Here is a 23,170-nt window from a genome sequence, read left to right on the forward strand (position 1 = left end):
GAGCAACACCATGGATACCGTGAAACTCGCCACCCGCCGCTGGTGGTACATCATGCCGATCGTTTTTATCACCTACAGCCTGGCCTATCTGGACCGCGCCAACTATGGTTTCGCCGCCGCCTCCGGGATGGCCGAAGACCTGATGATTACCCCCGGAATGTCGTCGCTGCTCGGCGCGCTGTTTTTCCTGGGCTACTTTTTCTTCCAGGTGCCGGGGGCGATGTATGCCCAGAAGCGCAGCGTTAAAAAGCTGATCTTTGTCAGCCTGATCCTGTGGGGCGGCCTGGCGACGCTGACGGGCGTGGTGTCCAACGCCTATATGCTGATCGCCATCCGCTTCATGCTCGGGGTGGTTGAAGCGGCCGTGATGCCGGCGATGCTGGTGTACCTGTGCCACTGGTTCACCCGTGCCGAGCGTTCGCGCGCCAATACGTTCCTGATCCTCGGCAACCCGGTGACCATGCTGTGGATGTCGGTGGTCTCGGGCTACCTGGTGCAGCACTTCAGCTGGCGCTGGATGTTCATCATCGAAGGTTTGCCGGCGGTGATCTGGGCTTTTATCTGGTGGCGCCTGGCCGATGAGCGGCCCAAGGATGCCAAATGGCTCAGCGATAACGAGAAACAGGATCTGGAAACCGCCCTGGCCGCCGAGCAGGTGGGCATCAAGGCGGTGAAGAACTACGCCGAAGCCTTCCGCTCGCCCAAGGTGATCGTGCTGGCCCTGCAGTTTTTCTGCTGGAGCATCGGCGTGTACGGCTTTGTGTTGTGGCTGCCGTCGATCCTCAAGGCGGGTTTGAAAATGGATATGGTCGAGGCCGGCTGGTTGTCGGCCCTGCCTTATCTCGCGGCGGTGATCGGCATGCTGGTGGTGTCGTGGGGCTCGGACAAACTGCAAAAGCGTAAACGCTTTGTGTGGCCACCGTTGCTGATTGCCTCCATCGCGTTCTACGGCTCCTACACGCTTGGCGCCGAACATTTCTGGTGGTCCTACACCTTGCTGGTGATCGCCGGAGCCTGCATGTACGCGCCCTACGGTCCGTTCTTCGCCATCGTCCCGGAAATCCTGCCGGCCAACGTCGCCGGTGGCGCCATGGCGCTGATCAACAGCATGGGCGCGCTGGGTTCATTCGGTGGTTCGTACCTGGTGGGTTACCTCAATAGCAGCACCGGCTCGCCCGGCGCCTCGTACCTGCTGATGAGCGGCGCGTTGCTGCTGTCGGTGGTGCTGACGATTTTCCTCAAGCCCGGCGCCAGCGATCGCGTACGGGCGCCAACCCTGGAGTTGAAGGTCAAAACCTCATGAAAAAGTCTGTTGTGCTGTACAAAAAACTCTCCGCGCCGCTGATGGCTCGCCTGCATGAACAGGCCGATGTCACGCTGATCGACGCGCTGGACGACACGGGCCTGGCCAAACTGCGCGACGCGTTGCCCAGCGCCCATGGCCTGCTCGGCGCCAGCCTGCGCCTGGATGCCAAACTGTTGGACCTGGCGCCCTACCTGGAAGCGGTGGCCAGCGTCTCGGTGGGGGTCGACAACTACGACATCGACTACCTGACCCGGCGCGGCATCCTGCTCAGCAACACCCCGGACGTGCTCACCGAAACCACCGCCGACACCGGTTTTGCGTTGATCCTGGCCACCGCACGCCGGGTGGTCGAGCTGGCCGACATGGTGCGCGCCGGCCAATGGAACAAGAACATCGGCCCGGCGCACTTCGGTACCGACGTGCACGGCAAAACCCTGGGCATCATCGGCATGGGGCGCATTGGTGAAGCCCTGGCGCAGCGCGGGCATTTCGGCTTCGGCATGCCGGTGATCTACCACAGCCACTCGCCCAAGCCGCAGGTGGAACAGCGTTTCGGCGCGCAGTACCGCAGCCTGAACGACTTGCTGCAAGAGGCTGACTTTGTCTGCCTGACCTTGCCGCTGACCGCCGAAACCGAGAAGCTGATTGGCGCCGAAGCATTCAGGCGGATGGGGCCGGAGACGATCTTCATCAACATCTCGCGGGGCAAGGTGGTGGACGAAGCGGCGTTGGTCGAAGCCTTGCAGCAGCGCACCATCCGGGCGGCGGGGCTGGATGTGTTCGAGCGTGAGCCGCTCAATCACGAGTCGCCGTTGCTGCGGTTGAACAACGTGGTCGCCACGCCGCATATCGGCTCGGCAACCCAAGAGACGCGCGAGGCGATGGCCAAGTGTGCGGTGGATAATCTGTTGCAGGCGCTGGCCGGGCAAAAGCCGACGAACCTGGTGAACCCGGGGGCGTGGAAGCCATAGCCTCTGACACAAAAAAGAGAGCAATTGTGGGAGGGGCGGTGCGACGATTCGACTTGCTCCCGATAGCGGTGGGCCAGTCACTGATTTACTGAATGACCCACCGCTATCGGGAGCAAGCCCCCTCCCACACACTCCTACATTTTTTGCTTTATTGCAGGTCAGATAACGAAGCGCGCCACCATCCCATTCAGGTCCACCGCCAGGCGCGACAGTTCATGGCTGGCCGAGCTGGTCTGGTTGGCACCCGCCGCCGACTGGGTCGCCAGGTCGCGGATGTTAACCAGATTGCGGTCCACTTCGCGGGACACTTGGGCTTGCTCTTCCGAGGCACTGGCAATCACCAGGTTGCGCTCGTTGATCAGACTGATCGATTGAGTGATCTGCTCCAGGGCCACACCGGCGGCGCGAGCCATTTCCAGGGTGGCATGGGTACGCTGGTTGCTCTGCTGCATCGACTGCACGGCTTCGCCGGTTCCGCTCTGGATGCCGGCGACCATTTTTTCGATCTCTTGAGTCGACTGTGCTGTGCGATGGGCCAGCGCCCGCACTTCGTCGGCCACCACCGCGAAACCGCGCCCGGCTTCACCGGCGCGGGCCGCTTCAATCGCCGCGTTGAGCGCCAGCAGGTTGGTCTGTTCGGCAATCGCGCGAATCACGTCCAGCACTTTGCCGATATCACGCCCCTGGGACGCCAGACCTTCGATCAGCACCGAGGTGTTTTGCACATCCTGGGTCATCGTCTGGATGGCCTCGACGGTTTCGACCACGCGGTCGCGTCCCGCACGGGCGGCCTGGTTGGACTGGCCGGACGCTTCGGAGGTCGACACCGCGTTACGCGCCACCTCTTCCACGGCAGCGGTCATTTCGTTGACGGCCGTGGCGGCCTGGTCGATTTCATTGTTCTGTTGTTGCAGGCCCCGAGACGCTTCCTCGGTGACCGCACTCAGCTCTTCGGCGGCGGAGGACAACTGTGTGGCGGAGCCGGCGATATGCTGGATGGTCTGGCGCAGGTTGGCTTGCATGGCGGACAAGGCACTGAGCAAACGCGCCGGTTCGTCCTTGCCATCGTCCTCGATCACTTTGCTGAGGTTGCCACCGGCGATGGTCTCGGCCACTTCCACGGCTTTGCGCAATGGCGTGACGATGCTCCTGGTCAGCGCCCAGGCCAGACACACTGTCAGCAAAGCGGCTACTACCGAGACCACGACGACACCGATGATGGCACTTTGATAACTCTGCTCGGCATCATCATTGGCCTGCCGGGCATCGGCCACATTGATCGCGATCAGCTTGTTCAACTGTTCGCCCATCTGATCGGTGCCGTCCTTGATGCGGGTGTTGATCAGGGTACGCATCTCATCGAGCTTGCCTTGCTTGGACAAAGCCAGCATCTCGGCCTGGGCCTTGATGTAGTTGTCCAGGGTGACGATAAACGTCTTGTACAAGGCCGCCTCCTCCGGGCCGGCTGGCATCACCGCATAACCGGCCTGAGCGGTTTTCACTTTATCAAGCAATACACCGATACGGGTTTCGGCCTCCTGCAGGCCCGCCGCCTCACGGTTGACCAGCACCCGAAATGACAGGATACGCAAGCGCAGTACGTTCTCCGTGATAACCCCTAGATAAGTGACGCTGGGCAGTTGGTTGGTGGCCATGTCCGCCGACGCCTGACGCATCAACGTCATGCGATTAACCGCAAACATTCCCAATACCACGACCAATAAGGCAATCAATGCAAAACCGAGAGAAGCTCGAGGGGCAATATTCAGATGGCGAAGGGACATAGATGCGCTCTCATAAGATGTGTTTGCATGCGTCCCTGCCGCGAACGATCCGTCGGCGTCAACGCGCGGCTCAGACCTTGGTCACCATTGTTGTAATTGATAGGTGACCTGCCCAGGCTATCGGCAAGCACCGGCGGTTTATGCAGGGTCTTTATAAATATTTTTTTACACTTCTGACGATTAGCAGTTTCTGGCATCCTGCGTCTCCATTTTCTGACCCGAGCCCTCATTTTGTCTGACGCTCATGCCCCCCAACCGCGCTATAAATCCGACCTGATCTACGGCCTGGAAGACCGTCCGCACTTCACCGCAGCGATTTTTGCCGCGTTACAGCACGTGCTCGCCAGTTTCGTCGGGATCATCACGCCCACCCTGATTGTAGGCGGTGTTCTGGGACTGGGTAGTGAAGTGCCGTACCTGGTGAGCATGGCGCTGTTCGTCTCGGGGCTGGGGACTTTTGTGCAGGCGCGCAAGTTCGGCCCGGTGGGTTCCGGCCTGCTGTGCCTGCAGGGCACCAGTTTTTCGTTTATCAGTGTGATCCTCAGCGCCGGCTTCATGGTCAAGGCCCGGGGCGGCGGGACCGATGAAATTCTCTCGACGATCTTCGGTATCTGTTTTTTTGCAGCCTTTATCGAAGTGGTGCTCAGCCAGTTCATCGGCAAACTGCGCAAACTGATCACCCCGGTTGTCACCGGCACCATCATTACCCTGATGGGTTTGTCGCTGATCAAGGTGGCGGTCACCGACATGGCCGGCGGCTTTGGCTCCAGCGACCTGGGCGCGGCGGGCAACATGGGGCTGGCGGCACTGGTGCTGCTGACCATCGTGGTCCTCAACCGCTTCAGCAACCCGTTCCTGCGCCTGGGTTCGATCGTGATAGGCCTGACCCTGGGCTTTGTCGTGGCTTGGTGGATGGGCCGCGTGGACATGGCCGCCCTGCCCCAGGTGCCGCTGATCAGCGTACCGGTGCCGTTCAAGTACGGGTTCTCGTTCGACTGGGTCGCGTTTATCCCGGTTGCCGTGATCTTCCTGATTTCGCCGCTTGAAGCGGCCGGTGACCTGACCGCCAACTCGATGATTTCGCAACAGCCGGTCAAGGGCCCGCTGTACATCAAGCGCATCAAGTCCGGCCTGCTGGCCGACGGCCTCAATTCGGCTATGGCCGCCACCTTCAACAGCCTGCCGATGGTGACCTTCGCCCAGAACAACGGCGTGATCCAGCTGACCGGCGTGGCCAGCCGCTACGTGGCGTACTTTATCGCCGGCCTGTTGGTGCTGCTGGGGTTGTTCCCGATGATCGGCGCGGTACTGCAACTGATGCCCAAGCCGGTGCTCGGTGGCGCGACGTTGATCATGTTCGGCACCGTGGCCGTGGCCGGGATCAAGATCCTCGCCGAAGCCGGGCTGCACCGACGCAACGTGCTGATCGTGGCGATCTCCCTGGGCATGGGCCTGGGCGTCGCCGCCGTGCCGGAAGTGTTGCGCGACCTGCCCAAGGCCCTGCACAACATCTTTGAATCGCCGATCACCGTGGGCGCATTTTGTGCGATCGTGCTGAACATTTTCCTGCCCGAAGAGTTCATAGAGCTGGAAGAAGACGAATTCGACCCGGAGTCTTCTACCCTCAAAGTCATGCAAGACCCGGACGTTACCCAATAGGAGCAACTTTCAGATGCGCAAGCTCATGGTTCTATCGTTACTGCTGCTGACCTTGAGCGCCTGCGCGCTGTTCCCCAACCGCGACCCGGTCAACATTACGGTGGTGGGGATCGAGCCCCTGCAAAGCCAGGACCTGGAAGTGCGTTTCGCCGTGAAGTTGCGGGTGCAGAACCCCAATGAAACAGCCATCGACTACAGCGGCATCGCCCTGGACCTGGACGTCAATGGCCGGCCGCTGGCATCAGGCGTGAGTGACCAGGCAGGCTCGGTGCCGCGCTTTTCCGAGACCGTGCTGATGGTGCCGGTGAGTGTGTCGGCATTTTCCGTACTGCGCCAAACCCTGGGCCTGAGCCAGACTCAAAGCCTGAACAACCTGCCCTACGTGCTGCGCGGCAAGCTGGCGGGCGGGTTGTTCGGCACCATGCGCTTTGTGGAGCGTGGCACGTTGGACCTGCCGAACACGGCTACCTGGTAACGACCATGCAACCGACCTTGCTCACCGAACGACTGATCCTGCGACCACTGACCCTGGCCGACGCCGAGGGCATCCAACAGCAATTCCCGCACTGGGAAGTCGTGCGCTACCTCAACGCCCTGGTGCCCTGGCCCTATCCGGCCGATGGCGCACGCACCTATCTGGAACAAATCGCCCTGCCCGCCATGGCCCGTGGTAAGGAATGGCATTGGTCGATCCGCCTGAAAAGCGCGCCGGACAAGTTAATCGGCAATATCAGCCTGATGGACGAACACGATAACAACCGTGGTTTTTGGCTCGGCCCACAATGGCAAGGGCAAGGCTTGATGCGCGAAGCCTGTGCGGCGGTGAACGACTACTGGTTTGGCGTACTGGAGCGGCCACTGTTGAGGGTGCCCAAGGCGGCGCCGAACCTGGCGTCGCGCCGGATTTCCGAGCGTGAAGGGATGCGCTGGGTGCGCACGGATCAAGGCAAGTTCGTTGAAGGCACCTTCCCGCGGGACCTCTGGGAAATGACTCGCGAGCAATGGCTGGAATACCCACGCCTGAGCCAATGAGGTTGCAAATGTGGGAGCCGGCCCTCCCACACAGCTGAGCGGCGTTTAGTCAGCGATGAAGCGTACGCCCGGCTTGGCCCGCTCATCGACCGTCAACTCAAACACATCCGGCCGGGCGTAATGCCCCACCACGTCGTAGTCATAGCGCGCACGCACCAGTTCGTCCGTATCGATCTGCGCCGTCAACAAGCCTGCTTCACCGCGCAATGGCCCGGCGAGCACATCGCCCATCGGCCCGACAATCACACTGCCGCCCGCGATCAACGGGCGCTGCGCCGGCCAGTTGGCCACTTCCACACCCAGCGCCTCGGGCGATGGCTGCACCTGGCAGGCGCTGACCACAAAACAGCGACCTTCGTGGGCCACATGGCGCATGCTGACTTGCCACATCTCGCGTTCATCCACGGTCGGCGCACACCACACTTCGACGCCCTTGGCGTACATCGCCGTGCGCAGCAACGGCATCATGTTTTCCCAGCACACGGCGCCGCCGATGCGCCCTATGGCGCTGTCGATCACCGGCAGGGTCGAGCCGTCGCCCTTGCCCCAAATCAATCGTTCGGTGCCGGTGGGCATCAGCTTGCGGTGCTTGGCCACCAGGCCGCCCGTCGGTTCGAAATACAGCATGGTGCAATACAAGGTGCTGCCACTGCGCTCGATCACGCCGAGCACCAGGTTCGCCCCCGTACGCGCCGACAACTCGGCCAGCGCCTGCGTCTCCGCGCCCGGCACATCAATGGCATTGGCAAAATAGCGGGCGAAAGCTTCGCGACCTTCGGGCAGGCGGTAACCCAATAGCGTGCCAAACCCTTCACCTTTGGGATAACCGCCCAGCAGGGCTTCCGGCATCACCACCAGTTGTGCGCCGCTGCGTTTGATTTCTTGCTCATACGCCAGGATTTGCTCAAGGGTTTCGGCCTTGCCGCCAGGCAAGGCACCGATTTGCAGGGCAGCCACTATCGAAACAGGCATCAGGTTCACTCCGAATGAGGGGGGTTGCCCATTTTCCCGCCAGCCTCGATCATGAATAAAGCCCACCTCAGTGCTAAATGATATGAGCCAAATGAATATCACCCAGGTCGACCTGAACCTGCTGAAAACCTTCGAAGCCCTGCACGACGAGTCGAGTGCCAGCCGGGCGGCCTTGCGCCTGGGCGTCACGCAATCGGCCATCAGCGCGGGTTTGCGACGCCTGCGCGAGGTGTATGGCGACCAATTGTTTGTGCGTACCGGACGTGGCCTGGCGCCGACGTTGCGCGCCAATCAATTGAAACCGGTCATCAGCGAAGCGCTGGACCGCTGTCGCCAAAGCCTGGCAATGGTCGACCCGGGTAACCAGCAGTATCAGGGACGCTCGGTGGTGGTGGGTTTGTCCGATGATTTCGAGATTGCCTATGGCCGTCGGCTGATGGAGGCAATCGCACAACGCGCACCGAAACTGCGGGTGATTTTCCGTCAGACCCACAGCCAGATTGTCGCAGCCGCCCTGCTTGATCGCACCCTCGACCTGGCGATCACCGCCGGTGGTTTCGCCCAAGGCCGGCTCAGTCGCCAAGTCGTGGGAGAAGGTGATTACCGCTGCCTGGTGGACTCGGACCAGGCCAGCATCAGCCTGGACGAGTTCGTCACACGCGAACATGTGCTGGTGTCGTCGGGCGGGTTTATCGGGATTACCGATGAGGGGTTGGCGGCGCAGGGGCTGAGCCGCCAGGTGTGTGCATCCACCAGCCACTTTGCGGCGCTGCCGTACTTGCTCAAGGGCAGCCAGGCGGTCGCCACCATTCCGGGGCACGCCGCCGAGGCGATTGCGCGCATGACCGGCTTGCGCGTACTGCCCTGCCCGCTGGCGCTGCCGCGCTATCCGGTGGAGTTGGGCTGGCGCACCCAGGCCCAGCTCGACCCCCTGTTGCTGAAGGTACGCGAGGCGATCGTGGCGTGCTTTATTTAGCCGCCGCCATCAGCTTGTTGACTTCACTGCGCACCATGTTGGAAAACTCCGGCGGCGACATGCCGTCGAGTTCCGCGCGGACCCATTCGGCCCACTTGCCCTTGCGCTTGGCACGCTCGCCGAACAGCCGCGCGGCCTCCCCCTTGGCCTTGCCCAGGTTGGTCTGCCACAGCTCGTAAAGTCGGGACTTTTCATCTTCCAGCTCGGCGCGCTCGGCGAGGGTCTTGTTGGCGAGATTGAAGCTCATGTTGAATTACCTGCTGCACAAATAGGCGACATCTTACACTGTAGGTCGAAACTTCCTGATCCGGATTTAGCCTTCAACGGCCTCGGCGCAAAAAAACTGCAACTTTTGCCGAGGCCCGATACTCCATTGTTCACTGTCACATCCACTTGCAAGGAGTCACCCAATGGCCCGCAAAACCGCTGCCCAAGCCGTCGAAGACCAAATCAAGGATCAAGCCTTCAGCGAATTGACCGCGCTGATAGAAGAGTCGGACAAGCTGCTCAAAAGCAGCGCATCCCTGGTGGGTGAAGAAGGAGAAACCCTGCGCGAGCAGGTTGCCATCAAACTCAAGCAAGCGCTGGACTCGGTGTCCAACGTACGTGAACGCAGCAAGCCGGTGGTCGATGCCACCGAAACCTACATCGGTGGCCACCCATGGCAGACCGTGGCGATTTCCGCAGGCTTCGGCCTGGTCGTCGGCCTGTTGCTGGGCCGCCGCAACTGATCGAATCGGGCTGCGCCGGCGCTGGCGCAGCCTGTTTTATTCGCCGGCCAGCTCTCGCAGCCGCGCCAACTCCTCGGCATCCACCTCGATACCCTGCGCATCCGACCGCTCCCGTGTGCGATGACGCCGATCCCCCGGCAACCGCCGCAACCCCACCGCATGCATCTGGCGCACCAATTCCTGGCTACGCTCGGCAAAGCTTTGCCCGGCGGTCTTGCTCGGGTCGATCACAATCAATAACTGCCCCGTCCATGGCGTACGCGCCCCTGGATGGTCGGCCCAACTGAATTCGAAAGAAAAATTGCCGCCGGTCAAGGCCGCCGCCAGCAACTCCACCATCATCGACAAGGCCGAACCCTTGTGCCCGCCAAAGGGCAGCAACGCGCCCCCTTCCAATATGGCCTTCGGATCCTGGGTCGGCTGGCCCAGGCTGTCCACGCCCATGCCCGGCGGCAGGCGCTCGCCCTTGCGTGCCGCGATCTGTACATCACCATGGGCAATGGCGCTGGTCGCCAGGTCAAACACAATCGGCGCGCCATCGGCACGCGGGGCGGCGAAAGCAATCGGGTTGGTACCGAACAACGGACGGTCGGCGCCATGGGGCACCACGCAGGTCATGCTGTTGACCACGCTCAACGCCACCAGCCCCTCTTCGGCGAACGGCTCGACGTCAGGCCACAACGCGGCAAAGTGATGGGAGTTATGAATGGCCAACAGTGCGATTCCGGCACTGCGGGCTTTTTCCACCAGCAGCGGGCGCGCAGCCTCAAGCGCCGGCTGGGCGAAACCATTGCCGGCGTCGACCCGTACAAAGCCTGAAGCGACATCGGTGACCACCGGTTCGGCCTTGCCATTCACCCAGCCGCTGGCCAGGGTGCTGACATAACCGGGTATACGGAAAATCCCGTGGCTATGCGCGCCATCGCGCTCGGCGCCGGCACAGTTGCGGGCCAAGGTCGCGGCCACCTGCGGCGAGGTACCGTGCAATACGAAGACCCGATGCAGCAACGCCACCAGCTCGGCAAAACCGATGCGGACCAACGCCCGCTCATGGACCTGTGACATCTGAAGCTCCGATTTTATGATTGGAAGGGGCAACAAGACTGGGTAGCCAGGCCGACGATTAAACACCGGGGGGCAAGCCCACTGTCAACCTGCGTTTTTCGGTGCATTCAGAAGCATAGGTATCTGCACAAATGATGGCCCTGATCCCGTGTTTTTGATCTTGATCTTGCTTTTGATCTAAAGCGCCCCGTCAAACCACGCTGGCCGAACGCAGGCTTGAATCCGTGGGTAACCCGGCAGGACGCCGGGTTAGCCGTCCTGGGCCAGGGATGGCCCATGACGGCGGCCCACGGATTCAAGCCTGTGTTCGGGCACACCGAGCCTGAGCGAGGTGCCGAGTGGTGGGGCAAGGACCTTTTGGTTACTTTTGGGTCCTTCCAAAAGTGACCCGCTGTAAGAGCGGAACCCTAAGCCGCCGTTACCGCAGCAATGGATATGTACGCGATCTACCTAACATCCCGGTCGACTGACAAACTGCCACGGGAGCAAGCTCCCTCGCCACAAGGTTCCAGCTTGGCACCAGAGTTATGGAGATACCCAGGCTTCAGGAAGACAACAAACGAGAACCACTCCCAATTGAAATGCAATCACCATGATGGCAGTTCTCGTCATCCTGCTACGGAGGTTAGAATGTGCGAAATCAGGATGAGTTGATGACCGAAAAGTCCCTTTCAGAAGCCGAATATGACGCCATCACCGATGCGGCCGCGCATTGGTGCATGCGCATGCACGCCAGCGATTGCACGCACGCTGAACGTCAGGCTTTTGCCCAATGGCACGACGCCCACCCCCTGCACGCTTTTGAATACGCCGCGATGCTGGAGATCTGGGACGTCGCCGACCACCTGCCACGCCATGAGCCCAGCGCTGGGGCAGTACCGCTGCCGTTCAAGCCACGCAGCCGTTGGCGCACTTATGCGGTCGCAGCGGCGATCAGCCTGGTGGCATTGCCCCTGGCGGCCTTCACCGGCTGGGAAGCGGGCTGGGTGCCCAGCGCTTATGAACGCTATGACGCCACGCACGGGTTGCGCCAGGTCACCCTGGGCGATGGCAGCCAGGTGGAACTCAACCTCGGCACAGAGTTGGTCTACAGCAACTATAAGGACCAGCGTCGGGTCACGCTGAAAAAAGGCGAAGCCTTCTTCAACGTCAGCCATGACCGTGCCCACCCGTTTATCGTGCAGGCCGGCGAAGGCCAGGTGCGGGTCACCGGCACCCAGTTCAACGTCTGGAAATATGAAGACCAGGTGCGGGTGACGCTGTTGGAGGGCTCGGTACAGGTCGCCAGCGACAACCTGCACGCCAGCGTACCGCTGAACCCCGGCATGCAGGCCAGCTACCAACCCGGCGACGCGACACCGCGCGTGCAGGCGATGGCCCCCAACGATACCGCGCTGGCCTGGCGCCAGGGCAAGCTGATCCTCGACAACCTGGCGCTTTCCGACGCATTGCCTTTGATCAACCGCTACCTGGACAAACCGGTGATGCTGGCGGACGCCAGTACCGGGGCGATTCGCATCGGTGGCATCTACAACATCAATGAGGTCAACAACCTCATCCCGTCCCTGCCTAAAGTGCTGCCGGTCTACCTGACCCAGAACCTGGAAGGCAACCCCGTCCTCAATTCCATCCCGCGTAAAGCCCCCAAAGGTTGAGCCTTCTACCTGCCAAGGCCGCTTCGTTCGTGCCCGCAGTGTCCATTTTTGAAACACCTTGCGCCTCTGGATCGCCCACTCTAGGCGAATTCATCGTTTTGTCATGCGCAGTGTTTCATTGCTGAGACACCTTCAGACAAGACTGGGCATATCCCATCAGAGGGCTGTTGTTTCATCAATGAAACACCCTGGCCATCACTTCGCCCCACAAGAAACTCAACCCTTTGAATAACAACGATAAATAAAAAGCGGCACAGCTTCTGCTCTATTCCTTACAGCGCTGTTTAGGGTCAGCGCGAAGAATAAGGAACGCCGCCGTGGCCACACTCACTCAAGTTTCGATGAACATGCTGCTGATCAGCTGTGCACTCAGTGTCGGCCTCAGCGTTCCGAGCTATGCGGGTGACGGCGTTATCGTGACAGGCCGCGATGTACAAGGTCACATGTACGGGCGTCCCCCTTTCGGGCCAGACCCCTACCCCACCACCGCCAACGCCAACCCAAGCCGGGAAGTCATAGGCGCCACGGGCGAGCTCAGTGATGCGGCGATCGGCGGCATCAGCAGCGGTTCGAGCATCGTGCAAGCGGTCCAATCCAGCAGCAACTTGACCCACTTGCAAGCCACTCAGAACGGCATGTCGACCCTGGGTGCCGGCTCTGCCGCCGGCCACGGTGCAGGCAGCGGCGTGGGTGGGCAGATCAGCGACTCGATCCAGCGCGGCATGGCGCCCCTGAACAACATCGGCAGCATGATGGGGGGCAAATGATGAACCGTTCCCTGGTGCTACTTGCCCTGCTGGGTAGTGCTGCGGCCATGGCCGACAACACCGCGACAATCAACAACAGCGGGCAGGACTACGGCGGCAACCTGTCGATCAACCAGGCTGCAGGCAGCCAGCAACAGATGGCCAACAACCGCGCCGTCACCCTGGGCGGCCAGGCCACCACTCTCAACATCCAGCGAATGGATGGCAACGTCGATCCCTCCCTGAACGCCAAGGCGGCGATCCAGGGCACCTCTTTCAGCAACGGCAACGGTGTACTGGGCTTCAACCAGTCGGCCGGGGCCAATAACCAATCAGTCAATGCCGTGCGGATCAGCGTAAACCCTGCCCCGCTCAGCATCGACGACAGCGTCTTGTTGCAACAGAACACCACGACGCTGGCAACCGACTCAGGGCTCACCCCCACCACTGGCAGCCGCCAGGTCGTGACAAGCGACCAGGCCTTCACCGGCAGCCGAGGAGTGATTCAGGTGAACCAGAGTGCCGGGGTGGGGAACCGAGTGGCTAACACCCTGGGCATCACTATCAAGTAAGCGCTTGGTAGCACACGTTAGACCGTACCAACACTTAACCAACTAATTAGAAGCAAGGAGAAACACCATGAAACCTCAAATGGCTCTGAAACCACTGGTTTTCGCTCTCGCCGCACTCATGGCTGCTGCTGCTCAAGCAGGTGGTGGCTGGCACCCTGCCCCTCAACCCACCGGTACTGTTGCCTCCGTCGTGACCGATGTGCAAAAAAGTGCACACAACAAATTCGACGATACCAAAACCGAAAACAATGCTTCGGCTGATGGCTCGGTCACCAACAACAGCGGTAACGTTGGGGTAAACGCGCAGGCGGGTTCGGGCAACCAGGCTGACAACGCCGGTGCTATCTCCAGTGCCAAAGGCGACTTTGCAACGGTGTTTGCAGTGATCGACGTGGATCAAGCCAGCACCCACAACACCTTCACCAACAAAGGCACGCAAAACAATGCGTCGCTGGACAGCTCGGTGAACAATAACTCCGGCAACGTGGGCTACAACGGTCAAGCCGGCCAGGGCAACCAGGGTAAAAACAACCTGGCGATCACCACCGCCGATGGTAAAAACATCGCGGCAGCCTCCAACACCGAGCAAAACTCGCTCAACAACACCTACCTCAACGCCGCGGCTACCAGCCATGGCTATGGCTGGGGCAGCAAGCCTCAATACGTGTCCAACAACTCCAGCCTCGACAACTCGGTTAACCACAACTCCGGTAACGTGGGTGTGAACCTGCAATCGGGCGGTGGTAACCAAGGCAGCAACAGCCTGTCGATCGGCCAGGGTTGCAGCGTCTGCGCCAGCGGCGTGCGCTTCTGATGCAATGGGGCCTTGGCAACAAGGCCCTTTTTTATTCCAGTGTCCAACAGGTCATACGATCATGCGCCTCGCGACCCTCACCCTCCTGATGCTGCTCACCGGCCCTGCGTGGGCGGGCACCATGGCGGTTTCCGCCATGCCTGGCGGTGCAGTCATCTTCAAGAAGGTCGAGAGTATTCGTGAGCGGCGCTTCGCCAACCTGGTGGAACAGAAAACCGATTTCAGCTGCGGTGCTGCGGCACTCGCCACCATCCTGCGCCAAGCCTATTGGCTGGACGTCGACGAAGATCATGTCATCAAAGGCATGCTGGTGACCGCCGACCAGAATCTGGTGCGTACCCAGGGCTTTTCCATGCTGGACATGAAGCGCTATCTCGAAAGCATCGGCATGCGTGCCCGAGGCTACAAAATTGCGCCTGAGACGCTGGTGACGGTGAGAATCCCCGTAGTGGTATTGCTGGAAATTCGAGGCTACAAGCATTTTGTGGTGATGCAGCGCGCCGACAAGGACTGGGTGTATATCGGCGACCCCGTGCTGGGCCATAAACGCTACTCGAAGGACGACTTCGTCAAGGGCTGGAACGGCATCGTATTCGCCGTGCTGGGTGAGGGTTACGACAAGACCAATGTCTTGCTCGACCCGCCCACCCCACTGACCGCCAGGAACATGATGAACAAGTTCAAGCCTCTGGCCGATACCGAGCTGATGGACTTCGGTTTTATCCAAAGCGACTTCTTCTAGAAGCGCAATAAGGAGCAGGACGCTCCAGGAGCTGAAGATGAACACTTCCCGCTGGCTGACCGTCTTGTGTCTGGCAGCCTCAATGCCTGCTTATGCGTCGTCGGGGTTCAAACCGATCGAACTCAAGGATTCGGAAATGGCCGATCTGCGTGGCCGTTACGTAATGCCGGGGCGAATCATCAGCTTCGGCATTGTGATGAGCAGCACCTGGACCAACGCCGTGGGCGACACCATTACCGGCAAGGCCAGCATGCAGATCGACAAAACCACGATCACCCCGCAGTTCTACGTACAGACTACCGGCGCCACCGGTAGCGGGACTAACCAGCACACCGGTACCGGCAACGTGGTAGGCGGCGCGGGCCTGGGCAGCGGCCAGGGCGTGACCCAGAGCGTGCGCACGGCCGGCGATGGCAACACCGCCTACAACGATGTGGGCATCAACATCAGCCAGAACGGCTTCGCCCCTGCCAATGCCGTGCAATCGGGGCAAGTGCTGGTCGCCGGCGGTACCGTCACCGGCGACAGCGCGGCAGGCCGCGTGAGCGTGTCAGCCAACAACGGCGGCCTGCAGATGGCGATCCAGGCCAATCATAACCAAGGCAACAGCCTGCAGCAGATCGGCGGCGGGAATGTGTTGCAAGGTACGGTATTGACCGGCAACTCCAACTTCGTCAACAACATGACCCAGCTCAATGTCGTGATGAACAATGGTCTGAGCAATCGCGCGTTGAACTGCAACTTGGATCAACTCAAAGGCCTACGCAATCTCGGTTATTGAACTACGCTGACCCTCGACACTTAAGCATTAAAAGGACGGCTTATTTCATGCAACGATCGTTATCGCTACGTGCGGTGGTCTGTTTGAGTACACTCCTGCCCGCATCCATGTTGTATGCAGCGTCAGATACCGATGTCGAAACCCTCAAACAGGAGCTCCTCGAGCTCAAAAAGCGTTACGAAGTGCAGCAAAAAGCCCTCGCGGTGCTGGAACAGCGCGTACGCCAGGTCGAAGACCAACCGGCAACACCCGCGCCGCGCCGCCTGGTCAAGTCGCCCGCCGACTTCAAGAAAGGCGGCACGGCTGTCGCCGGCACAGGTGCCGCAGCGGCGTCCGGAGGCGCTGCAGGCGGCGGCAGTTCCTACGGGCAGTCTCTCAAGGATGATTCGGCCCCCGCGCAAAGTGTGAGCAACCTTTATAACGAAGCCAGCGGCTTTTTCGGCAATGGCAAGTTCAGCGTTGAAACCGGCATTACCTATGCCCGCTACGATGCGCGCCAATTGACCCTCAACGGCTTCCTGGCGCTGGATTCGATCTTCCTGGGCAATCTCAACCTGGACCGGATCAAGTCCGATAGCTGGACCCTTGATCTGACCGCGCGCTACAACGTCGATAACCGTTGGCAGTTCGACGTGAACGCCCCGGTGGTATACCGCGAGTCGACCTATCAGTCGAGCGGCGCCGGCAACGATGCCACCGCGACATCGGAAGCTTCAGTCACCCGCAATCCAACCCTGGGTGACGTGAACTTCGGCGTGGCGTACAAATTCCTCGACGAAACTCCGAGCCTGCCGGATGCAGTGGTTTCTCTGCGGGTCAAGGCACCTACGGGTAAAGACCCGTTTGGCATCAAGCTGATCAAGCAACCGGACAACGACAACCTTTTCCTGCCTGAAAGCCTGCCAACGGGTAACGGTGTCTGGTCGATCACCCCCGGCATTTCCCTGGTCAAGACCTTTGACCCGGCGGTGTTGTTTGGCTCGCTGTCCTACACCCACAATTTCGAGGAGTCGTTTGACGATATCAACAGCGACGTCAATCAGAAAACGGGCGGCAAGGTGCGCCTGGGCGACAGCTTCCAGCTCGGCGCCGGCGTCGCCTTCGCGCTCAACGAGAAGATGAGCATGTCGTTCTCGGTGTCCGACCTCGTGCAGCGCAAGAGCAAGCTCAAGCCGGATGGCCGCGACTGGCAGTCGGTGGTTTCCAGCGATGCCAATGCCGGCTACTTCAACGTGGGCATGACCATCGCGGCCTCCGACAACCTGACCATCGTGCCGAACCTGGCCATCGGCATCACGCCGGATGCGCCTTCGTTCAGTTTCAGCCTGAAGTTCCCGTACTACTTCTGACGCAAAGGGCTGCTTTGCAGCCTGGAACACTCAAAAGGAAAGGCCCGACAAGAAAAAGCCCCGCAACGATAAGGGTCGTTGCGGGGCTTTTTGGTTTACCCGCCCTAGCGGATCTGGTGTTTGTGCAGCAACCGGTAGAACGTTGGCCGGGATACGCCCAGTACACGGGCTGCGACACTCAGGTTGTCGCTGTACCGGTTGAGCACATCGCACAGCGCCTGGCGTTCGGCGCGGTGCTTGTAATCTTCCAGTGTAGCCATCACTGGCGCGATTGCCTGCCGGCTTTGCAAACCCAGATCGGCGGCTTCGATTTGCCGCCCCTCCGCCAGCACCAAGCCGCGCCGTACACGGTTGGCCAACTCGCGCACATTGCCCGGCCACAGGTGCTCGCCCATGGCAACCAACGCATCCTCACTGAAACTGCGCGGACGACGACCGGTCTCCTGGCTGTAGAAATGCGAAAAATGGTTGGCCAGCATCCCTACATCACCGTGACGCTCGCGTAACGGCGCAGTGACCACCTGCAGCACATTGAGCCGGTAATACAGATCTTCACGAAACGTGCCCTTTGCCACGGCGGCTTCCAGGTCGACGTGAGTCGCGGCCAGTACCCGGACATCCACCGGGATGGGCCGGCTGCCACCGACCCGTTCGATCTGTTTCTCTTGCAGGAAGCGCAACAGGTTGGCCTGCAACTCCATGGGCAAGTCACCGATCTCATCCAGGAACAGCGTACCCCCATGGGCCGCTTCGATCCGCCCGACCTTGCGCTGATGGGCACCGGTAAACGCACCTTTTTCGTGGCCAAAGAGCTCGGACTGGATCAAATGTTCGGGAATCGCGCCGCAATTGATGGCGACAAAGGGCTTGCCCTGGCGCTGTGACTGGCGATGCAGGGTCTTGGCCGCCAGCTCCTTGCCGGTACCACTGTCACCACGAATCAACACCGGTGACTCGGTGGGCGCCAGTTTTGCCAGCAGTTTGCGCAGCTCGCGGATCGGGCGGCTGTCGCCGAGCAGCTCATGCTCGGGCTCGTCGACCCGCGCGTGGCATTTGCCACGCAGGCGCGCCATGCCAAAGGCACGGCCCAGGGTGACCTGCACCCTGGAGACGTCGAACGGCAAGGTATGAAAGTCGAAAAACCATTCACAGACAAAATCGCCGACGTTTTGCAGGCGCAGCACATCCTGGCTGAGTACGGCGATCCATTCGGTACCGCTGCGGCTGATCAACTCCTTGACCGCCTCCGGGCGTTCCAGGTGCGAGGGGTGCAAACGCAACAGGCCGACATCGCAGGATCGCTCGCCCACGGCTTCCAGGTCGCAACTGTCCACCTCCCATCCGGCGCTGCGTAAACCGGGTAACAGCCCGTGGCAATCGTCACAGGGGTCAACCACGAGCAGGCGGCGCTGGACAGGTGTAACAACCATGACTATTCCCTGACGTCAAAATGACTAAAGTTATTTAGAAACAATAGTTTGTGGCAGCTGCTGATAACCCTAGCAAGATCTTGACGCAGGCTTTGTACTAATTCGCTATAAGGAGGCGGCAAAAAGCCACTTTCTTAGCGCATTTACAAAAAAGTTGCGGCGCGCGCAAACTTTCATTCAGCTTTCAAAACAGCCGCTTACATGACTCTAATCAGGAAAAGTCGAAATTTCTTGTTTTAACATGTGACCCGTACCCCGCCATCGTGCATCAGTACAAGTAACCCGCCGCACGGTCAGCCCAACCGACGGCATTTCACTTGAATGGGCATTGAGAGAGACGACCCACATGAACGCCCCGCTCCGCATCAACGAAGCTCTTTTGATCGCAGACCGTGCTTTCCAGCCCTTTCAGTGCGTAGCCTGGCACGATGGCAATGGTGCCCTCAGCCTGAGCGTCATCGACCGCACTAATACCCGTATTGGCAGCAAACAACTTTCGTCGAGCGCCTATACCGACCCGGCACAATTGGAAGACTTGTTGTTGCAGGCCCGCGCCGAACTCGACAAAGATGGCTACCAGTTGCAGTCCTGGGCAATGCCCAAGTAAGCCGCTGCGCTAACTTGCGCTCACTGTAGAACAGCGAGCGCAAGTTTGGCATTGGAACTTAAGGGTTTATCGCGCCGCGAGAATAAAGCGCTCAAACGCTTGCGCCGCGCCATCCTCGAGATTGCTGCCGGTGACGACACTGGCTTGGCGCTTGACGGTTTCTTCCGCCTGGCCCATGGCAATCGAAAAACCCGCCACGTGAAACATCGCCGGGTCATTGCCGCCATCACCGATGGCGGCTGTCTGCTCCAGCGGTATGCCAAGGTGCGCCGCCAACGTCTTCAGGGCTTCGCCTTTATTGGCCAGCATGGCCGTCACATCCAGATAAACCGGTTGCGAACGCGAGACCTGGGCCAAACCCTGCACTTTGGGCTGCAAGCGTGCTTCCAGCTCCACCAGCAACTGGGTGTTTTGACTGGCCGCGACAATCTTGTCGACCCGATCCAGGTACGGCTCGAAGCTCTCGACCACTTTCGGACCGTAGCCAAGACCATCGGCTTCACGCTGTACCATCGGACCTGGCGGGTCGCGACGCAACCAGTCGCCATCGGCAAATACCCAGACCTCTACGTCCGGCTCACCGGAGAACAGCGCCAACGTCACCAACGCCGCCTCCGCCGGCAAGTGGTGGGCGACCAGGATGCTGCCGTCCGGGTTGATCAGCGTGCCGCCATTGAAGCCCGCAACCGGCACATCGATCCCGAAGGCCTCGATCATATGCAACATGGCCTTGGGCGGCCGCCCGCTGGCCAGGCTGAAGAGCACGCCGGCATCGCGCAGCGCGCGTACCGTATCCAGGGTGCGTTGGCTGGGCTGATGATCGGGACGCAAGAGCGTCCCGTCCATATCACTCAAGACGAATCGGATGGGATGAATCGCTACGTCATTCATCCCAGCGAGTGCCAACTGCGGCCATCACGGGCCAGCAAGGCGTCGGCGGCTGCCGGGCCGTCTTCACCGGCCTTGTAGGCCTGGATGCCGTCATCTTCTTTCCAGGCATCGAGGAACGGCTGCACGGCGCGCCAGCCGTTCTCGATGTTGTCGGCGCGCTGGAACAAGGTCTGATCGCCGGTCATGCAGTCGTAGATCAGGGTTTCATACCCCGTCGAAGGCCGCATTTCGAAGAAGTCCTTGTAGTCGAAGCCCAATTCGATATTGGCCATTTCCAGGGTCGGCCCAGGCTGTTTGGCCAACAGGTCGAACCACATGCCTTCGTTGGGCTGTATCTGGATTTTCAGGTAAGTCGGCTTGAGTTCATCCACCTCGGTGTCGCGGAACTGGGCATAGGGCGCATGCTTGAAGCAGATCACGATCTCGGTGTCACGGATGCTCATGCGTTTGCCGGTACGCAGGTAGAACGGCACGCCGACCCAACGCCAGTTGTCGATCATCACCTTGAGGGCAACGAAGGTCTCAGTGCTGCTGTCGGGCGCAACATTCGCCTCTTCGCGGTAACCGGGCAGCGACTTGCCGCCGATCTCACCGGCGGTGTACTGGCCACGTACCGAGTTGGCCCGGGCTTCCTCCAGGGACCACGGTCGGATAGCACCGACGACCTTGGCCTTCTCGCCGCGCACCGCATCGGCACCGAACGCTGCCGGAGGTTCCATCGCCACCATCGCGAGCAACTGGAACAGGTGGTTGGGCACCATGTCGCGCAGGGTGCCGGTTTTCTCGAAGAAATTACCCCGGGTTTCCACGCCGACGGTTTCGGCGGCGGTGATCTGTACGTGGTCGATGTAATGGTTGTTCCAGAAGGCCTCGAACAGCACGTTGGAGAAACGGCTGATCAGGATGTTCTGCACCGTTTCCTTGCCCAGGTAATGGTCGATGCGATAAATCTGCTTCTCGCTCATCACCTTGAGCAGGCACGCGTTGAGCGCCTCGGCAGTGGCCAGGTCGGAACCGAAAGGTTTTTCGATGACCACACGGCGAAAGGCCTCGTCCGTTTCGTTGAGCAGCCCGGCGCTGCCCAGGCGCTGCACCACGTCACTGAAGAAACGCGGTGCGGTGGCCAGGTAAAACACCGCGTTACCGGTGCCGCTTTCGGCGATCTTCTTGCCGATATCGGCGTAAGTCGTGTCGTCGAGAAAGTCGCCCTCGACGTAGCTGATACCTTTGGCCAACTGCGCCCACAGCTCAGGGTCCAATGCGTTTCCAGCACTGCCCCTGACCTTGCTTGCCGCCTCGGTGCGAATGAAATCTTCAAGCTTCTTGGCGAAGTCGGCGTCACTGATAGCATTGTGATCAACGCCAACAATACGCAGGCCATCGCCCAGCAACCCATCCCGATTGAGGTTATACAGCGCCGGCATGAGCAGACGCTTGACCAGATCCCCATGGGCACCAAACAGAAACAGCGTGGTGGGTGGAGCGGGTTCGGCCTTGGGTTTCTTGCCGTTGGCGGTCATTTTTTGGAAGTCTCCACGTGACCGCCAAAGCCGAAGCGCATGGCAGACAGCATTTTGTCACCGTAGGTGCTCTGCTGGCGCGAACGGAAACGTGCAAACAACGAAGTGGACAGCACCGGCACCGGCACCGCTTGCTCCATGGCGGCCTCGATGGTCCAGCGACCTTCGCCACTGTCGGCGACGGAACCGGAGTAACCGTCGAGTTTCGGGTCGGTGGCCAGGGCGTCGGCGGTCAGGTCCAGCAACCACGAAGAGACCACGCTGCCACGGCGCCACACTTCGGCGATGTCGGCGACGTTGAGGTCAAAGCGTTGGTCTTCCGGCAGGTTTTCCGAGTTCTTGGTCTTGAGAATGTCAAAACCTTCGGCGAACGCCTGCATCATGCCGTACTCGATGCCGTTGTGAATCATCTTGACGAAGTGGCCGGAGCCCGCAGGGCCGGCGTGGATGTAGCCCTGTTCGGCACGTGGGTCGGCATCGGCGGCGCGGTCCTTGGTACGAGGGATGCTGCCCAGACCCGGCGCCAGGCTCTTGAAGATCGGGTCCAGGCGCTGCACGGTCTGCGCGTCGCCGCCGATCATCATGCAATAACCGCGCTCCAGGCCCCAGACGCCGCCGGAAGTGCCCACGTCGACGTAGTGCAGGCCCTTTTCGGCCAAGGCCTTGGCGCGACGCACATCGTCTTTATAGTTGGTGTTGCCGCCATCGATGATGGCGTCACCGTCTTCAAGCAGTGTGCTCAGTTCGTTGATGGTGTCTTCGGTGGGCGCGCCTGCCGGCAACATGACCCAGACGGTACGCGGCTTCTGCAGCCCGGCAACCAGGGCCTTGAGGTCGGCAACGCCGGTGGCGCCCTCCTCGCTCAAGCCTTTGACGAATGCTTCGTTACGGTCGTATACAACGGTGGTATGCCCATTGAGCATCAGGCGCCGCGCAATGTTACCGCCCATGCGGCCTAGTCCGATAATCCCCAGTTGCATGTGCTGATGCTCCTAACTACTAAAAAATGTGTGACATAGTTTATAGCGCAATGAGGCTAATGAGGATTAGTCCAGAGCAGATCCGTGTAGTTTCATGACAAAAAAGTCGCCATCGTTTCAACATCACCCCACCAAAAGTCACACGACCACCAAAAATAAAAAAGTTCCCTTGATCCAAAAAAGAATTCAGACTTGCTCTCGACTGATGCCGAGAACCTCGAACCGAGCACTCCGGCACCGCGATCTACCGGCTATTTGCGAGGTAAGCAATGAGCGCAGTACAAATGACCAAACCGCCGCAAACCCTCTACGTCACCGTTCGTCGCGATGAACTGCGCCAGCTCAAAGACGAACGCGATCAGTTGCAGCAAGAGATTCTGCGCCTACGCTCGCAACTGCAAGCCCAGCTGGAACAGCCGTCGGGCACCAAGCCTGCACTCTGCTAAGCGCCGCACGCCAGAGCGTTGCAAGGCAATGCCTACAGAAAACTCACAAAGTTTTCACATACCTGTCCCGATACTTCCGATCCGCGATGCCGCTCACTTACCGAGCGGCCTGATGCCGTGCGCGTGTGCGCGGCAATCATT

General features: G+C 60.3%; 24 protein-coding genes. 16 read left to right on the top strand and 8 right to left on the bottom strand.

The features are described from left to right. Window positions 1–10: 10 nt before the first annotated feature. A complete protein-coding gene (locus MJP36_RS18375; protein ID WP_244383699.1) occupies window positions 11–1,303 on the top strand; it encodes an MFS transporter in 1,293 nt (430 codons plus the stop codon). Continuing rightward, window positions 1,300–2,277, top strand: coding sequence for an NAD(P)-dependent oxidoreductase (locus MJP36_RS18380; protein ID WP_104993479.1), 978 nt, complete (start codon window positions 1,300–1,302; stop codon window positions 2,275–2,277). The genes MJP36_RS18375 and MJP36_RS18380 overlap by 4 nt, the downstream gene beginning before the upstream one ends. 158 nt (window positions 2,278–2,435) lie before the next feature. Here MJP36_RS18380 and MJP36_RS18385 read toward each other — a convergent pair whose 3' ends face one another. After that, window positions 2,436–4,061, bottom strand: a complete 1,626-nt coding sequence (locus MJP36_RS18385; protein ID WP_161549507.1) for a methyl-accepting chemotaxis protein — start codon at window positions 4,059–4,061, stop codon at window positions 2,436–2,438. A gap of 231 nt (window positions 4,062–4,292) precedes the next feature. Here MJP36_RS18385 and MJP36_RS18390 point away from each other — a divergent pair, with 231 nt between their 5' ends. Genes MJP36_RS18390 through MJP36_RS18400 form a run of 3 tightly spaced genes read left to right on the top strand, consistent with a single transcriptional unit; the run spans window position 4,293 to window position 6,752 of the window. After that, a complete protein-coding gene (locus MJP36_RS18390) occupies window positions 4,293–5,720 on the top strand; it encodes a nucleobase:cation symporter-2 family protein (RefSeq protein WP_104993477.1) in 1,428 nt (475 codons plus the stop codon). 13 nt (window positions 5,721–5,733) lie between these two features. Continuing rightward, window positions 5,734–6,195, top strand: a complete 462-nt coding sequence (locus MJP36_RS18395) for an LEA/WHy family protein (protein WP_060757085.1) — start codon at window positions 5,734–5,736, stop codon at window positions 6,193–6,195. Between the two features lie 5 nt (window positions 6,196–6,200). Then, a complete protein-coding gene (locus MJP36_RS18400) occupies window positions 6,201–6,752 on the top strand; it encodes a GNAT family N-acetyltransferase (protein ID WP_244383700.1) in 552 nt (183 codons plus the stop codon). Window positions 6,753–6,797: 45 nt separating this feature from the next. On the opposite strand, the gene MJP36_RS18405 is transcribed toward MJP36_RS18400, so the two are convergent. Continuing rightward, window positions 6,798–7,724 (bottom strand): carbon-nitrogen hydrolase family protein, encoded by a 927-nt coding sequence (locus tag MJP36_RS18405; protein WP_244383701.1) that lies wholly within the window; start codon window positions 7,722–7,724, stop codon window positions 6,798–6,800. 82 nt (window positions 7,725–7,806) lie between these two features. Between MJP36_RS18405 and MJP36_RS18410 the strand changes: the two genes are divergently transcribed. Beyond that, window positions 7,807–8,700, top strand: coding sequence for a LysR family transcriptional regulator (locus tag MJP36_RS18410; RefSeq protein ID WP_081087101.1), 894 nt, complete (start codon window positions 7,807–7,809; stop codon window positions 8,698–8,700). On the opposite strand, the gene MJP36_RS18415 is transcribed toward MJP36_RS18410, so the two are convergent. Further along, window positions 8,693–8,947 carry a hypothetical protein gene (locus tag MJP36_RS18415; protein WP_060757089.1) on the bottom strand — a complete coding sequence of 85 codons (255 nt, stop codon included), beginning with the start codon at window positions 8,945–8,947 and terminating at the stop codon, window positions 8,693–8,695. The two genes, MJP36_RS18410 and MJP36_RS18415, sit on opposite strands and share 8 nt — an antisense overlap. A gap of 163 nt (window positions 8,948–9,110) precedes the next feature. Between MJP36_RS18415 and MJP36_RS18420 the strand changes: the two genes are divergently transcribed. Continuing rightward, window positions 9,111–9,431 (top strand): ElaB/YgaM/YqjD family protein, encoded by a 321-nt coding sequence (locus MJP36_RS18420; protein WP_016979401.1) that lies wholly within the window; start codon window positions 9,111–9,113, stop codon window positions 9,429–9,431. Between the two features lie 36 nt (window positions 9,432–9,467). Here MJP36_RS18420 and MJP36_RS18425 read toward each other — a convergent pair whose 3' ends face one another. Then, on the bottom strand, window positions 9,468–10,496 hold the full coding sequence (locus MJP36_RS18425) for an Ldh family oxidoreductase (protein ID WP_161549504.1): 1,029 nt from the start codon (window positions 10,494–10,496) through the stop codon (window positions 9,468–9,470). A gap of 653 nt (window positions 10,497–11,149) precedes the next feature. On the opposite strand from MJP36_RS18425, the gene MJP36_RS18430 reads away from it, so the two are divergent. The 7 genes from MJP36_RS18430 (at window position 11,150) to MJP36_RS18460 (ending at window position 17,155) form a co-directional block, all read left to right on the top strand. Continuing rightward, entirely contained in the window at window positions 11,150–12,151 is a 1,002-nt protein-coding gene (locus MJP36_RS18430; protein ID WP_244383702.1) for a FecR family protein, read from the top strand. A 317-nt stretch (window positions 12,152–12,468) separates the two neighbouring features. Then, entirely contained in the window at window positions 12,469–12,918 is a 450-nt protein-coding gene (locus MJP36_RS18435; RefSeq protein WP_104993473.1) for a hypothetical protein, read from the top strand. Then, window positions 12,918–13,469: an adhesin gene (locus MJP36_RS18440; protein WP_244383703.1), complete on the top strand. Its 552-nt coding sequence runs from the start codon at window positions 12,918–12,920 to the stop codon at window positions 13,467–13,469. Before MJP36_RS18435 ends, MJP36_RS18440 begins: the two co-directional genes overlap by 1 nt. Before the next feature lie 67 nt (window positions 13,470–13,536). Further along, window positions 13,537–14,283, top strand: a complete 747-nt coding sequence (locus MJP36_RS18445) for a hypothetical protein (protein WP_244383704.1) — start codon at window positions 13,537–13,539, stop codon at window positions 14,281–14,283. 61 nt (window positions 14,284–14,344) lie between these two features. Then, window positions 14,345–15,025, top strand: a complete 681-nt coding sequence (locus tag MJP36_RS18450; protein ID WP_104993471.1) for a C39 family peptidase — start codon at window positions 14,345–14,347, stop codon at window positions 15,023–15,025. A 37-nt stretch (window positions 15,026–15,062) separates the two neighbouring features. Next, a complete protein-coding gene (locus MJP36_RS18455; RefSeq protein ID WP_244383705.1) occupies window positions 15,063–15,806 on the top strand; it encodes a hypothetical protein in 744 nt (247 codons plus the stop codon). A 47-nt stretch (window positions 15,807–15,853) separates the two neighbouring features. Continuing rightward, on the top strand, window positions 15,854–17,155 hold the full coding sequence (locus MJP36_RS18460; protein ID WP_244383706.1) for a hypothetical protein: 1,302 nt from the start codon (window positions 15,854–15,856) through the stop codon (window positions 17,153–17,155). A gap of 104 nt (window positions 17,156–17,259) precedes the next feature. Here the strand turns inward: MJP36_RS18460 and MJP36_RS18465 are convergent, their stop codons facing one another. After that, window positions 17,260–18,585 (bottom strand): sigma-54 dependent transcriptional regulator, encoded by a 1,326-nt coding sequence (locus MJP36_RS18465; RefSeq protein ID WP_244383707.1) that lies wholly within the window; start codon window positions 18,583–18,585, stop codon window positions 17,260–17,262. A 346-nt stretch (window positions 18,586–18,931) separates the two neighbouring features. Here MJP36_RS18465 and MJP36_RS18470 point away from each other — a divergent pair, with 346 nt between their 5' ends. Continuing rightward, window positions 18,932–19,192 carry a hypothetical protein gene (locus MJP36_RS18470; protein ID WP_025857279.1) on the top strand — a complete coding sequence of 87 codons (261 nt, stop codon included), beginning with the start codon at window positions 18,932–18,934 and terminating at the stop codon, window positions 19,190–19,192. A 66-nt stretch (window positions 19,193–19,258) separates the two neighbouring features. On the opposite strand, the gene MJP36_RS18475 is transcribed toward MJP36_RS18470, so the two are convergent. The 3 genes from MJP36_RS18475 to gnd are packed head-to-tail and all read right to left on the bottom strand — an operon-like array spanning window position 19,259 to window position 22,583. Then, a complete protein-coding gene (locus tag MJP36_RS18475) occupies window positions 19,259–20,083 on the bottom strand; it encodes an HAD family hydrolase (RefSeq protein WP_104993468.1) in 825 nt (274 codons plus the stop codon). Continuing rightward, entirely contained in the window at window positions 20,080–21,603 is a 1,524-nt protein-coding gene (zwf, locus tag MJP36_RS18480) for a glucose-6-phosphate dehydrogenase (RefSeq protein WP_161549500.1), read from the bottom strand. The genes MJP36_RS18475 and zwf overlap by 4 nt, the downstream gene beginning before the upstream one ends. Continuing rightward, complete coding sequence (gene gnd, locus MJP36_RS18485) at window positions 21,600–22,583, bottom strand: phosphogluconate dehydrogenase (NAD(+)-dependent, decarboxylating) (protein WP_090371461.1); 984 nt, start codon at window positions 22,581–22,583, stop codon at window positions 21,600–21,602. Before gnd ends, zwf begins: the two co-directional genes overlap by 4 nt. A 284-nt stretch (window positions 22,584–22,867) precedes the next feature. Between gnd and MJP36_RS18490 the strand changes: the two genes are divergently transcribed. Beyond that, the gene (locus tag MJP36_RS18490; protein ID WP_244385645.1) at window positions 22,868–23,029 is read left to right on the top strand and encodes a DUF6026 family protein; all 162 of its coding nucleotides are present in this window, start codon (window positions 22,868–22,870) and stop codon (window positions 23,027–23,029) included. The last annotated feature ends 141 nt before the right edge of the window (window positions 23,030–23,170 follow it).

The sequence above is a fragment of the Pseudomonas palleroniana genome (assembly GCF_022836895.1).
Taxonomy (GTDB): Bacteria; Pseudomonadota; Gammaproteobacteria; order Pseudomonadales; family Pseudomonadaceae; genus Aquipseudomonas; species Aquipseudomonas palleroniana.